Source organism: Streptosporangium sp. NPDC001681 (genome assembly GCF_040298085.1).
Taxonomy (GTDB): Bacteria; Actinomycetota; Actinomycetes; order Streptosporangiales; family Streptosporangiaceae; genus Streptosporangium.
Genome location: NZ_JBEOZN010000027.1, coordinates 72,806 through 85,874, shown reverse-complemented (window position 1 = coordinate 85,874; position 13,069 = coordinate 72,806). Strand labels below are relative to the sequence as shown.

General features: G+C 71.1%; 12 protein-coding genes. 7 read left to right on the top strand and 5 right to left on the bottom strand.

Features of this window, described 5'->3' with window-relative positions; genetic code table 11:
* Positions 1 to 94 precede the first annotated feature (94 nt).
* Positions 95 to 325, bottom strand: a complete 231-nt coding sequence (locus tag ABT130_RS15360; RefSeq protein ID WP_030910800.1) for an exodeoxyribonuclease VII small subunit — start codon at positions 323 to 325, stop codon at positions 95 to 97.
* Between the two features lie 138 nt (positions 326 to 463).
* Here ABT130_RS15360 and ABT130_RS15355 point away from each other — a divergent pair, with 138 nt between their 5' ends.
* On the top strand, positions 464 to 934 hold the full coding sequence (locus tag ABT130_RS15355; RefSeq protein WP_350955978.1) for a GNAT family N-acetyltransferase: 471 nt from the start codon (positions 464 to 466) through the stop codon (positions 932 to 934).
* Here ABT130_RS15355 and xseA read toward each other — a convergent pair.
* Entirely contained in the window at positions 912 to 2,120 is a 1,209-nt protein-coding gene (gene xseA / locus ABT130_RS15350; RefSeq protein ID WP_350921640.1) for an exodeoxyribonuclease VII large subunit, read from the bottom strand. The two genes, ABT130_RS15355 and xseA, sit on opposite strands and share 23 nt — an antisense overlap.
* Positions 2,121 to 2,147: 27 nt before the next feature.
* Positions 2,148 to 3,305: a DUF8129 domain-containing protein gene (locus ABT130_RS15345; protein ID WP_350955976.1), complete on the bottom strand. Its 1,158-nt coding sequence runs from the start codon at positions 3,303 to 3,305 to the stop codon at positions 2,148 to 2,150.
* 112 nt (positions 3,306 to 3,417) lie between these two features.
* Between ABT130_RS15345 and ABT130_RS15340 the strand changes: the two genes are divergently transcribed.
* Positions 3,418 to 4,386, top strand: a complete 969-nt coding sequence (locus ABT130_RS15340; RefSeq protein ID WP_350921645.1) for a 4-hydroxy-3-methylbut-2-enyl diphosphate reductase — start codon at positions 3,418 to 3,420, stop codon at positions 4,384 to 4,386.
* A gap of 101 nt (positions 4,387 to 4,487) precedes the next feature.
* On the opposite strand, the gene ABT130_RS15335 is transcribed toward ABT130_RS15340, so the two are convergent.
* Together ABT130_RS15335 and ABT130_RS15330 are read right to left on the bottom strand one after the other, a co-directional pair.
* On the bottom strand, positions 4,488 to 5,012 hold the full coding sequence (locus ABT130_RS15335; RefSeq protein WP_350955974.1) for a DUF6542 domain-containing protein: 525 nt from the start codon (positions 5,010 to 5,012) through the stop codon (positions 4,488 to 4,490).
* Positions 5,013 to 5,140: 128 nt separating this feature from the next.
* A complete protein-coding gene (locus tag ABT130_RS15330) occupies positions 5,141 to 6,445 on the bottom strand; it encodes a DNA recombination protein RmuC (protein WP_350955983.1) in 1,305 nt (434 codons plus the stop codon).
* Positions 6,446 to 6,691: 246 nt separating this feature from the next.
* Between ABT130_RS15330 and ychF the strand changes: the two genes are divergently transcribed.
* The 5 genes from ychF to ABT130_RS15305 all read left to right on the top strand — a co-directional run bounded on the left by ychF (position 6,692) and on the right by ABT130_RS15305 (position 13,030).
* Positions 6,692 to 7,780: a redox-regulated ATPase YchF gene (gene ychF, locus ABT130_RS15325; RefSeq protein WP_350955972.1), complete on the top strand. Its 1,089-nt coding sequence runs from the start codon at positions 6,692 to 6,694 to the stop codon at positions 7,778 to 7,780.
* 305 nt (positions 7,781 to 8,085) lie between these two features.
* Positions 8,086 to 8,772 carry a hypothetical protein gene (locus ABT130_RS15320; protein WP_350955970.1) on the top strand — a complete coding sequence of 229 codons (687 nt, stop codon included), beginning with the start codon at positions 8,086 to 8,088 and terminating at the stop codon, positions 8,770 to 8,772.
* 373 nt (positions 8,773 to 9,145) lie between these two features.
* Positions 9,146 to 10,177, top strand: a complete 1,032-nt coding sequence (locus ABT130_RS15315) for a conjugal transfer protein (protein ID WP_350955968.1) — start codon at positions 9,146 to 9,148, stop codon at positions 10,175 to 10,177.
* A gap of 151 nt (positions 10,178 to 10,328) precedes the next feature.
* The gene (locus ABT130_RS15310; RefSeq protein WP_037970213.1) at positions 10,329 to 10,604 is read left to right on the top strand and encodes a hypothetical protein; all 276 of its coding nucleotides are present in this window, start codon (positions 10,329 to 10,331) and stop codon (positions 10,602 to 10,604) included.
* A gap of 47 nt (positions 10,605 to 10,651) precedes the next feature.
* Entirely contained in the window at positions 10,652 to 13,030 is a 2,379-nt protein-coding gene (locus ABT130_RS15305; RefSeq protein WP_350955966.1) for a TcpE family conjugal transfer membrane protein, read from the top strand.
* Positions 13,031 to 13,069: the final 39 nt, after the last annotated feature.

Here is a 13,069-nt window from a genome sequence, read left to right as displayed (position 1 = left end):
AGGAGGGAGCCGCAGCGTGCTGCGGTGACCGACGACAACGCGGCGAGGCGCCGCCTGACCGACCGCAGTAGGCAAAAGATCCGCAGGACAGGGCCTAGAAGGGTGTCTCTCCGGCCGGGTCGGAGTGCCGCCGCTGGGCCATGGCGGCCGCGAGCTTCACCCGGGCACCCTGAAGCCACTCCTCGCAGACCGCGGCCAGCTTCTCGCCGCGCTCCCAGAGCTCGATCGACTGTTCCAGGGTGAGCCCGCCCGCCTCGAGGCTGCGGACCACCTCGGTCAGCTCCTCGCGCGCCTGCTCGTACGACGGTCTCTTCTCATCGGCCACGCACCCCACCTTAGATCGTGACGCCCACCCGGTGACGCCGTGCCGTACCGGGAGTCGCGGCGCCTCCCCGCGACGGCGTGATCGACAAGGCACCTCCCCGGTCGCTCCGCAGGGTAGTACGGCTGGAAGAATGCCCAGGTGAACGTTCGTGACGCGACCACCAGGGACATCCCCGAGCTGGTGCGCCTCCGTGAGATCCTGGCCGACCGGATGGCAAGGGACGGCAACCTTCCCATCGAGGAGGAGTGGCAGCAGGCCTACGCAGAGAGCCTCGAAGAGCGGCTGGGCAGCCTCGACACCGCCGTCTACGTGGTGGACTCCCCGGAAAAGGGGCTGGCGGCCTGCGGGATCGGCCTCATCTTCGACCGCTTTCCCGGACCCAGCCTTCCCGACGGCCGCTACGGCTACATCCAGGGCATGACCACCGACCCGCGCCACCGGCGCAGGGGGCATGGCCGGGCCATCATGGGGGCCCTCCTGGAGTGGTACCGCGACAGCGGGATCCGCAGGGTCGACCTGCACGCCACCTCGGACGCCGAGTCGCTCTACCGGCGGCTGGGGTTCGTCGACGACGGCTACCCCTCGCTCACCTGGCGGGATCACTCCTGACCCGCACCCGGTCGTCGGGGAAGCGCACGGTCAGCTCGTCGCCGGGGGAGACCTCGCTCGCGAGCCGTACGACATCGCCCGAGGGGCGCTGCACGATCGCGTAGCCGCGCTCCAGCGTGGCGGCCGGAGAGAGCGAGACCAGGCGGGCGCGCAGGTGCTCCAGCGAATCGGCGGCGCGGTCCAGGGAACCGGTGAGGGAACGTCGTGCCCGGTCCCTGAGCTGCTCGGCCTGCTCGGCCCTGCGCTCGATCTCACGCACCGGGTCCGCGAGGGAGGGCCGGGAGCGGGCCGCGGCCAGCCAGGCCGTCTCGCGGTCCAGCCAGCCGCCCACCACCCTGCGGCCCCGGTCCCTGAGCTGACGGATCAGCGTCATCTGCTCGCCGACGTCCGGCACCACCTTCTTCGCCGCGTCCGTGGGCGTGGACGCGCGCACGTCGGCGACCAGGTCGAGCAGCGGGTTGTCCTGCTCGTGGCCGATCGCGCTGACCACGGGCGTGCGGCAGGCCGCGACCGCCCGGACGAGCGCCTCGTCGGAGAAGGGCAGCAGGTCCTCCATCGACCCGCCGCCCCGCGCGACCACGATGACGTCGACCTCGGTGTCGGCGTCGAACTTGCGCAGCGCCTCGATGACCTCACCGACCGCGTACGGCCCCTGCACGGCCACCGGCTCGACCTTGAACCGGACCGCCGGCCAGCGGCGCCGCGAGTTCTCCAGCACGTCGCGCTCGGCGGCCGAGTCCCGGCCGCAGATCAGGCCGACCGCGCCCGGCAGGAACGGCAGCCGCCGTTTCCTGTCGACGCCGAAGAGCCCCTCGGAGGCGAGCAACCGGCGCAACCGCTCCAGCCGCGCCAGCAGCTCGCCCACCCCGACCGGCCGCATCTCCAGCGCGGTGAACGCGAACGAGCCCTTGTTGACCCAGAAATCGGGCTTCAGGTGGGCCACGATCCTCGCGCCGTCGACCGGCCGGGGGACGGTCGCCTCGTAGACACCACGCGGGCAGGTGATCCGGGCCGACACATTGGCCACCGGGTCACGCAACGTCAGGAACACCGTGCCGCCTCGGGCGGTCAGCTCGGTGATCTGTCCCTCGACCCAGACGGTGCCGAGCTTGCCGATCCAGCCGCCGACCATCTGCAACACCGTGCGAACCGGGAGGGGCTGCTCAGGGGTGGTGTTCGAGCTCATGGCCGGGAGCCTACGCGCCGGAGGCGACTATTCCGCGGCCGCCAGCTTGGCCAGGCGGTTCTCGTACATCCGTACGACGGCCTCGCGGCCCGCGGTGGCGCGCTCGTAGGCGAGCAGCTCCTGAATCTGCTCGGACGTCCTGCCGCGCATCCGCGCCCGCAGCGACGCGACGGTCAGCTCCGCGTAGCCGGGCAGCGGCTCGGTCACCTCGACCGCCGCGACCCTGGTCTCGGTCACCTCGACCTGCACCGCCGCGGGCGTCTCGACGGGGGCGTCGCTCTCCGCCACCGGGGTCGCCGGGGCGGCGGCCTTGACGGTCTTGCGTGCCCTGGTCGTCCTGGCCTTCGGGGCGGCCTTGGGGGCGGCGGCCTCGGACTCCACGGACTCGGCGGCCTTGGCCTTGGCCCGGGTGGCCCTGGGCTTCTTCGCCGCGGGGGCCTCGGCGACCGGGGTTTCCACGACCTTCGTTTCGGCGGCGGGGGCCTCCGCGACCTCGGGCTCGACGGTGGCGGCGGGGGTTTCGGCGGCCTCCGGTTCGACGGTGGCCGGGGTTTCCACGGTCTTCGCCTCGGTGGCGGGGGCCTCCGCGACCTCGGGCTCGACGGCGGCGGGGGTCTCCGCGGTCTCCGGCTCGACAACGGCCGGGGTCTTGGCGGCCGCTGCCTCGGTGGCGGCCTGGGCCTCCGTGGTGGAGGGCTCCGCGACGGGGGCCTCGGCGGGCTTGGGCTCGGCGGCCTTGGCCTCCGGGGCGGGGGCCGGCGCCTCGGTGGCGGCCGGGGTCTCGACGGCCTCGGTCTTGGCCTCGGTGGCGGCGGGCTCCGCCGCCTTGGGCTTGGCGGGGCTGAAGATGACCGGCTCGCGGGTGGTCCTGGCGCCGTTGCTCTCGGCGGCGGTCGCCTTGTCCGCGGCCTTCTCCGGGCGCGGCGCGAAGATGACGGGCGCGCGGCGGGCGGGCTTCTCCACCTGCTCCGTGGCCTTCTCAGCGGTCTCCGCCAACTGGTCGCCGACCGTCTCGCGGGACCCGTCGGGCTCTTCTCCCTGGCCGGAGGTACCCTTGATCTTGGACCGTACGCGGTCGCCGAGGAGCAGGGCCTGGCCCACCCCGCTCAGCGCGGACTGCAGCATGTGCAGCGGCAGGTCTTTTGCCTTCTGTGTGACATTGCGGATCATGTCGGGGACTGACATATCGTCTCCCTGGGAGGTCTGTATCGAGAAAGGCTAGTGTGGCAAGACTGTGCCGCATGAGCTTGTGGGACGTATGGGCTGTCTCGCGGGCGTCTCCACGTAGCATAAGAGCATGACTTCCAAGACCTCCGCGACCCGACGCGTACTGGTGGCGAAGCCCCGCGGTTACTGCGCGGGGGTCGATCGCGCCGTGCAGGCCGTGGAGAAGGCGCTGGAACAGTACGGTGCCCCGATCTACGTCCGTAAGCAGATCGTCCACAACACCCACGTGGTCAAGACGCTGGAGGCGCGCGGAGCGATCTTCGTCGAGGAGACCGAGCAGGTGCCCGAGGGGGCCATCGTGGTCTTCTCCGCCCACGGTGTCTCACCGGCGGTCCATCAGGAGGCCGCCCGGCGCAGTCTCAAGACGATCGACGCCACCTGCCCGCTGGTGACCAAGGTGCACAACGAGGCCAGGCGCTTCGCCTCCCAGGACTACGACATCCTCCTCATCGGCCACGAGGGTCACGAGGAGGTCGAGGGCACCGCGGGCGAGGCACCCGACCACATCCAGCTCGTCGACGGTCTGGAGTCGGTCGGCACCGTGCGGGTCAAGGACCCCGAGCGGCTGGTCTGGCTGTCGCAGACCACGCTCTCCGTGGACGAGACGGTCGAGACGGTCTCCCGGCTCAAGGAGCGCTTCCCGAACCTGATCGACCCGCCGAGCGACGACATCTGCTACGCCACCCAGAACCGCCAGGTCGCCGTCAAGGAGATCGCCGCACAGGCGGAGCTGGTCATCGTGGTCGGCTCGGAGAACTCCTCCAACTCCAAGCGGCTGGTCGAGGTCGCCCTCGACCACGGGGCCGACGCCTCCTACCTCGTCGACGACGCCTCGCTCATCGAGGACGCCTGGCTCGACGGTGTCACCACGGTCGGCGTGACGAGCGGCGCCTCGGTGCCGGAGGAGCTCGTCACCGAAGTCCTGGCCCGCCTCGCCGGGCATGGCTTCGAGGACGTCGAAGAGGTCGAGTCCGTCCAGGAGAGCGTGCGCTTCGCGCTCCCGCACGAGCTGCGCAAGGACCTGCGCGCCACGGTCTGACCGCCCCGCTGTTCGCGGAGTGCCGCCGCCGCTACGGGCATGATGCCGCCCCGGCCCGTTGCGGCCGGCCATGGCCGGTTGTGGGATCTCCTGCCCGGCGGTTACGAGCCCTCGCGCGGCGTGCCGTACACCTTGGGCTCGAAGTACCCCTCGGGCTCGGGGGCGAAGGCGGAGTCGCCGCTCCTCGGCGCGGGAACGGAGGCCTTGCCGACCCTGAGCTCGTCGCGCAGCTCACGGACGCAGCGGGTCAGACCGCGGCGCCAGGCGATGACCAGCACCAGGAGCGAGCCGCCGAACAGCCACGGGGCGCCCTGCGAGAGCGCGGTGTACATGCCCAGGCCGAAGGCCTGGATGGGCGTGGGCGCGAACAGGGAACGGACCGCCTCGATGAGCACGGTGGTCACGAAGAAGACCAGGGGCGGAGAGACCACCAGCGACAGCAGGTCCCTGCGGTTCACCAGCACCGCCGCGGCCACGCAGCCGGCCACGAACGCCGCCCCGGTCAGCGCCGCCACCCCGAACAGCGCCTGCAGCACGCTGCCCACCAGCGTGGACGCCAGCACGAGGGCCAGCGCGCCCCGGACGGTCAGCCGGATGCCGCCGGTGGCCCGGCCAAGTTCACTCATACGATCACCCCGCCGGCCGGCTGTACGCCGCCTCGCTCGTCCACCACTGGCCCCCCATGACCTCGGCCCCCACGTCGTCAACTCCGTCGCCTCCAGTGTCCGGCCGTCGGCGCCTTGGGAGAACAGTTTCAGGGCAGGTCGTTGGCCAACCTACCGTTCAGGCGGGATACGAGAGGCGAGCTTGGCTCCTCTTCCGCGAGCAGTTCCGGCGAGGTCAGCGCGCGTGGCAGGTCCTCGATCGCCTGCGGCCTGTCCAGATCGGCCTCGACCAGTCCCAGATCGTTTAGTTTGCGCGCGCTCACCAGCACCCGGGTCTCCAGCGAGCCGACAGTCCTGTTGTACGACTCCACGGCCCGGTTCAGCGAGCGGCCCAGAGCGTCGACGTTACGCCCCATGCTGCTCAGCCGCTCGTACAGCTCCTTGCCGACCTCGAAGATCGCCCGCGCGTTCTCGCTGAGCGCGGCCTGCTGCCAGGCGTACTGCGCGGTGCGGAGCATGGTGATCAGCGTGGTGGGGGTGGCGATGTGGACCCGCCGCCGCATGGCGTACTCCAGCAGGGCGGGGTCGCGCTCCAGCGCCGGGGCGAGGAAGGCCTCGCCGGGGATGAACAGCACCATGAACTCCGGTGCCGGGCTGAACGCCTGCCAGTAGGTCTTGGAAGCCAGCCGGTCCACGTGCTCGCGCACGTGACGGGAGTGGGAGTCGAGCCGGGCCGACTGGTGGTCGGGGTCGGCCGACTCGGCGGCCTCCAGGTAGGCGGCGAGGGAGACCTTGGAGTCGACCACGATGTTCTTGCCGCCGGCCAGCCGTACCACCATGTCGGGCCGTAGCACGCCGTCCGGCGTGGTGACGCTCACCTGCTCGTCGAAGTCGCAGAACCGCTGCATCCCGGCGATCTCGGCGACCCTGCGGAGCTGGAGCTCTCCCCATCGGCCCCGGGCCTCGGGGCGTTGCAGGGCCCGTACCAGGGAGCCCGTCTGGGCGCGGAGCTGCTCGTTGCTCTCGCGGACGACGTCGATGTGCCTGGCCAGCTCCGCGTGGGCGGCCCGCTGGCCCGTCTGCGTGTCGCGCAGCTGTGTCTCGACGCGGGCCAGGGTGTCCTTCAACGGCTCGATCAGGTGCTCGACCGCCTGCTTGCGCTGCTCCAGCTCACCGGCCGCCTCGGCCCGGTTGGCGGCCAGCCTCGTCTCGGCCAGCTCCAGGAACCGCAGGTTGTTGACGTCGAGCGCCCGGCTCGACAGGGCCTGGAACCGCTCGGAGAGCTGCTCCTCGATGTAGACGACCTTCTCCTCGGCGATCTTCGCGCGGGCCTCGGCGTCGGCCAGACGCGCGATGACGTCGGCGGCTCCCGAGGAGGCGCGCGCCCGGCCCAGCAGGAAGCCGATCGCGAGCCCCGCGGCGAGGCCCACCGCGAGCTGGAAGGAGAGCGCCATGACGTCCACCCCGGCATGATTCCAGGCCCGGTCACTCCTGGCGCGCCGACACGCCTTCCGAAGGCGCCCGGGGCCGGACGGGGAGTTGCGGAATCGTGTCCGAACCTGGCCGAACCGGGGAGAGTCACCTGGACGGCTCCGATCGGTGCCGAACCATCGGCGGCGGGCGCCTGAACGGGATGTCCACCACCCTGTGACCTGCCCGTGGCAGGTAGCAGTGGGTCATTCCGCGTAAACTCGGCTCACGTGAGCCTGAGCATCGGCATCGTCGGATTGCCCAACGTCGGCAAGTCAACGCTTTTCAACGCGCTGACGAAGACCGCCAACGCCCTGGCGGCGAACTACCCGTTCGCCACCATCGAGCCCAACGTGGGCATCGTCGGCGTTCCCGACCCACGTCTTGAGAAGCTGGCCGAGATCTTCGGGTCCGCGAAGATCCTGCCGGCGAAGGTGGAGTTCGTGGACATCGCCGGGCTGGTCCGCGGCGCCTCGGAGGGACAGGGGCGGGGTAACCAGTTCCTCGCCAACATCCGCGACACCGATGCGATCTGCCAGGTCATCCGGGTCTTCAACGACCCCGACGTGACCCACGTGGACGGCGGCGTCGCCCCCGGGCGCGACATCGAGACGATCAACACCGAGCTGATCCTCGCCGACCTGCAGACCCTGGAGAAGGCGATTCCCCGCCTCCAGAAGGAGTCTCGGACCAACAAGGACCGCAAGTCCGTGCTGGACGCGGCGGAGGTGGCCTTCAAGCTCCTCGACGGCGGCACCACCCTGTACGCCGGAGCCTCCGGTGCCGGGATCGACCCGAAGGACCTGCGCGAGCTGCACCTGCTGACCGCCAAGCCCTTCCTGTACGTCTTCAACCTCGACGCGGACGAGCTGGTGGACGAGGAGCTCAGGGCCCGGCTCTCGGCGCTCGTCGCACCGGCCGAGGCCGTCTTCCTCGACGCGAAGATCGAGTCCGAGCTCGTCGAGCTCGACGACTCCGAGGCGCTGGAGCTCCTGCAGTCCGTCGGCCAGGAGGAGTCGGGCCTGGCCCAGCTGGCCAGGGTGGGTTTCGAGACCCTGGGCCTGCAGACCTACCTGACCGCCGGCCCCAAGGAGACCAGGGCCTGGACGATCTCCAAGGGCGCCACCGCCCCCGAGGCGGCCGGGGTCATCCACACCGACTTCCAGCGCGGCTTCATCAAGGCCGAGATCGTCTCCTTCGACGAGCTGGTGGAGACCGGCTCCATCGCCGCCGCCCGCCAGGCCGGCAAGGCCCGCATCGAGGGCAAGGACTACGTCATGCGCGACGGCGACGTGGTGGAGTTCCGCTTCAACGTCTGACCGATCCGCGTTCCCCGGGCCAAGGAGACCTCCCGTCTCCTTGGCCCGAGGTGTTTTCACCCCGCCTCTGTCGTCACCTCGCCGGCGCGGGTGCTTTTCAGGTGGCGCTCTCCGGTGGGCCGGCGATCCGTACGTCGGCCACCGCTCTTCTTCTCGGGCCGCCCAGCCGATCATCTAAGAGCTCTACTCCAAAAAGAGAGCACTGCTCTTGACATCGCTGCTCATATAAAAGAGCATTGCTCTCGAATTGGGGCACCGTTCTGATCGGGTCGAGTGCCTCTCCCACCTGTGATTCGGAGAGCCTCGTGAACGCCGGCAGTTTCCCCCCTCTCACCGGCCGGGCACGGCTGAGCGCCCTGTCCTTCGCGATGGCCGGCGCCCTCTTCCTGCTGTATCCGGTGGTTCGGCCGTACTCCGACGAGACGACGCTGCGCGGTGCGGAGGCGATGGCGTCCGGCGCCTGGATCGCGGCGCACCTGTTCGCGGTGGGCGGTTTCATCCTCCTCACCCTGGGCCTGCTGGGCCTGCGCACCGTGCTGAGGGACCGGCTCGCCTCGGGCGCGGTCGTGGTGACCTGGATAGGGGTGGGGCTCACCCTGCCGTACTACGGAGCCGAGGTCTTCGGGCTGAACGCCCTCGCGCAGCGAGCCCTGCAGGAGCAGGATCCCGGGCTACTGGAACTGGCCGGCGTGATCCGTCTTGGGGTGGTCTCGGGCGCCATGTTCATCGCCGGGCTCCTGCTGCTGGCAGCCGGTTCGATCCTGGCCGCCGCCGCCGTCCGGCGGTCCGGCACCCTGCCCAGGTGGAGCGGGGTCCCGCTCGCTCTCGGTTTCGCCCTCTTCCTCCCGCAGTTCTTCGGCACCCCGGCACTCAGGATCGCGCACGGCGCGCTGATCGCGGCGGGGGCTCTCTGGCTGGCGGTGTCCCTGTGGCGTACGGCCTCGGTGGCCACCTCCGAAGAGGAGGACACCGTCGCTGTCTCTGTCGGGTAGGCAGGGCGTCGAAGGCGGACGAGGGGCCGCGGAGGTGGGGCTATTTCGGAGGGTGTGACACTGGGTGACGCATTTCGTGTTAAATGCGCAGGTCGCGACAGTCCGGGGACCGTCTAGTTAGCAATGCGTGGCGTTTGAGTAATCGACCCATGCGCTGGCCAGGGGTAATGCGCTTTTCATTGGGCATCGGCGGCATCGCCGGTCTCGCCGGGGTTCCAGACCGGGTTTGCTCAGTCATCACGATGCCTGCAGCATAGGCGTGGCTTTCCTGGAAGAATCGGCGGGGCGGCTAGAGTAAGTGCGTCACCATGGCCAACGGGATCGGCGGCGATACGACACCGTGTGGCCGAGGATTGACGCGAGCGGAGGCGTGATGGCTCGAAGGTCGACGGTCCAGCGTGATCCCCGGATCGCTGGCGACCCTGAGCTGTCGGCATACCCGGACTTCCCCGACGACCCCGATCTCGGACGCGCCCCGGCGCGCGGGCGGGGCACGTCGCGTGGCCGCTGGTCCGGTGGAGGCGGTCGCTGGCTGGTGTGGACCGGCCGCGCCGTGCTCTGGGCGCTGATAGTCGTCATCGTGGTGAACGGGGTCCGCGCGCCCTTCGAGCGCTTCACCCAGCAGAACGCCCCCTCGGGCGCGGCACCCGTCTCCGACAGCGGATTCCCCGCCGCCCAGGGGTCCGCCTTCGCGACCCAGTTCGCCGAGGTCTACCTGAACTTCGACGGGGCCCGCCTTGAGGAGAGAAGGTCGCGGCTCGCCCCCTACCTGCCCGAAGGCACGGAGCCGCAGTTCGGCTGGGACGGTTTCGGCCGGATGAGCGCCGGCGCGGTGGAGCCGTACGGGATCGAGGTCGTGGACGCGGACAACGCGGTCGTCACCGTCCTCTACCAGTCGGACAACCGCCGCCAGCTCCTGTCGGTGCCCGTCTACCACGACCGGTCCACGAAGAGGTTCGTCGTCGCGGGGCGTCCGGGCATCCTGCCGGCGCCGAAGGCGGCCAACCTGCCGCCCAAGACCGCACCCGAGCGCGACCGCGCCGTGGAGCAGGAGCTGCGCACCCCGCTGGAAGACTTCTTCAAGGCCTACGCGGCGAGCGACACCGGCTCGCTGCAGCGTTACGCCGACGCCGGGATCACCCTGGAGGGATTCGGCGGCGCGTTCACCTTCCTGCAGCTCAAAGAGCTCGCCGTGCCCCTTGGAGGGGGAGCCGCCCGCGAGGTGACCGCGACGGTCCTGTGGGGTGTGCCGTCAAAGGCGAGGCAGTCCACCGACCCGGAACCCGCGGATCCCGGCCAGATGGAAGGCAAGCTCGAGCAGGCCTATCTGCTCACCGTGGTCAAGCAAGGCGACAAGTGGTTCGTCAAGGACATTCGCGGTGCGTATCGATCTGTGGCGAGGTAACGCATGATCGAATGGTGCCGGTCCACGGTGAGCAGACCCCCCCTGATCGATGAGCCGCCGGTTCGGGTTCGCGCGCGAGTGCGTCGCGGACCCGTCGCCGCCCGGGGGCCGCGATCGTGAGTACGGAGGACAAGAAGTGATTCTCAAGACCATGCTGCTGAGCGCCATGGAGTTCGCTCAGCCCACAGCCCCTCCGGCAGGCGTCAACACAGAAGGCCTCGCTGACTTCCTCCGCAGTTTCTTCGCACCGCTCTTCCTCGTCATCGTCTCGGTGGTGGCCCTCTTCTTCCTCTTCACCCGTGAGATCACCAGATTCGTTCAGTTCATCATCCTGGCGATCGCCATCGGAGTGATCTTCTACGTGCCGAACATCATCGAGGTGACTGCCAAGGCGATCGCGGGCGCACTGGGCATCTCGGGGGGTTGAGACCGCCTCCAAACGGTCAAACAAGGAGAGGCGGAGAGGAGGATCACGTGGATCTGCCCACGTACACCAATATCTGGAGGATCGAGAAGCGGCTCTACAAGCTGTACGACCTACGGCTGCCGACGCCGCTCCCGATCGTCTGGATCGGTGGGTTCGTGGGAGTGCTGGCCCCGTGGTCGCTCCTGCTCTACCTGCTCGGCCTGCCCTTCGCGGCCCCCTGGCACGTGCTCTACCTGGTGCCGCCCGGTGTCGTCACCTGGCTCTCCACCCGGCCGGTGATCGAGAGCAAACGGCTCACCGAGCTGATCCAGTCGCAGATGCGTTACATGGGCGAGCCGCGCACCTGGTGCCGGATGGCTCCCATCTCCGAGCCCGCCGAGGTCGCGCTGAACGGCCGGGTCTGGCGGGCCGCGCCGCAGCCCGCCTCGGTCCGGGTCAAGGCGTCGCGCAAGGCCCGCCACGCCCAGTCCAAGCGCGCCGCCGCACGCTCGCGCGAGGTGCGTCCAGCCGTGGCCGCCGCGGCGGCCGCCGCCGCCACCGCCCCGGTCGCCCGCGAGCGCGTCGCCTGGGGCGAGGCCCGCGCACTCCGTCAGGGCACCGCCCCGGCCCTCGCCCAGACCGAGGCCGCCCGGCCGACCCCGGTCGCCGTCCCCGTCCTGTCCGCGGTGCCCCGCGCCTCGCTGCCCGTCGTGCCCCCGGAGCCGGCTCCCGCCGAGACCGTCACCTCCCTGCCGGATACGCCGGTCCCGGGCCCGTCCTCGCGGCCGACCGCCGACGGCTCCGCCGACCGGCCCAAGGCCCGGCAGGACCGTCCTCCCGTACGGGAGGACGCCGAGGACACTCCGGCGACGTCCGGCACGCCGGACACACCCGAGGCTCCGGCCGCTCCGATCAGCACCGAGGCGCTGCGGCGGCTGCGCAGGCTCGCCGCCTCCGCCGAGGCCCAGCGCGCCGCCGCCCCGCCCGCGCAGCCTGTCTCTCCCGAGCCCGAGGCGTCTCCGGAGATCTCCGTGCCCGCCTCGCGCTCTCCCGTCCGGGAGCGTCCCGAGGCCCCGGTCGTGCCGCCGCCCTCGCCCTCGGCTCCGGAGCCGGCCCGGGTGGAGACACCCGCCGAGAGGCCGGCCGTCGTGCCCGACCCCGTGGAGAAGCCCTCCGCCCCGGCCGTTCCGTCCTTCGTGCCCAGGTTCGTCGGACCGGCGCCGGCAGGACGCCGTGACGCTGAGGCGGCCGAACTCCCGCCGGACGACAGGAGCGCCCGGCGCCAGCACCGCAGGGGGCGGCCCACACCGATCGGCCGGGCGGCCGACACCGCGAAGGCATGGCCGCCCGAGCGGCCCGCCGGGACGCAGGCGGGTCCCGGCATCCCGGGGGACACCGGCGTTCAGACAGGTGCCGGCATGTCGATCCGCGCGGTCCCCTCGGGAGCGGCGAAGGCCGATCCGGTGGCCCCCGTGGTGCCGGTGCCCACCTCCTCGGCCGGCGAGGCGGGGGCCAGGGTCCGCCGGGTGGAGTCGGTGGTCGGCCGGGACTCCTCGGGCGGCTGGCGGCGGCTGGCCCAGGTGGTGATCGGGCCTGGGGGCGGCCGTACGGACGGCTCGGAGATCGACGAGGCGCGGGCCAGGGCGGTGTTCAGCGGCAGCCGCCGGGTGGTGGTGCTGGGATGTACCGGCGGTGCCGGGCAGACCACGACCGCGCTCATGCTCGGGCACACCCTCGCCCGCTACCGGGAGGACCGGATTCTCGCGGTCGACGCCAGCACCGGCTCGCACGCCCTGTCCAGCCGGATCCAGGGCGAGTCGCCCGAGACCCTGAGCTCCCTGCTCGCCGGCCTCGACAACGTCCAGGGATACCTGGGCATGCGCGCCTACACCAGCCGTTGTGCCTCGGGGCTGGAGGTTCTCGCCGGGGATACCGACGCCGGTGCCGAGCAGCGACTGTCCGACCGCACGCTCTTCTCCGACCGGCGGCTCGGCCAGACGATGGACACGCTCGACCGGTACTACAAGATGATCGTCATGGACCCGGCGGCGGCCCTGGCCGCGCGGGTGCTCCCCTACGCGGACCAGCTCGTCCTCGTCGTCCCGGCCAGTGAGGACGGGCCCGACGCGGTGGCCATGACCTACGAGTGGCTCGACGGGCACGGCTGCGCCGACCTCCGTCGCCGGGCGGTCATGGTCGTCAACGGGGTGAGCCGCCGCAGCATGGAGGACGTGGAGCAGGCGGAGGCGGTCGCGCGGGGCAGGTGCCGGGCGATCGTCAGGGTCCCCTGGGAGGACGCGCTGGCTCCCGGCAGGGCCGATCGGGTGGAGCCGTCCCACCTGAGGGCGCCGGGCCGCCGGGCCTACCTGGCCCTGGCGGGTGTCGTGGTGGCGGGCTTCGGAACGGTGCAGGCGGGTCGACCCAGCGAGGAGGAACTAGCTCAGTGATCCCCCGGGCGCGAGAAGACGTGGTGAACGGGCGTGACG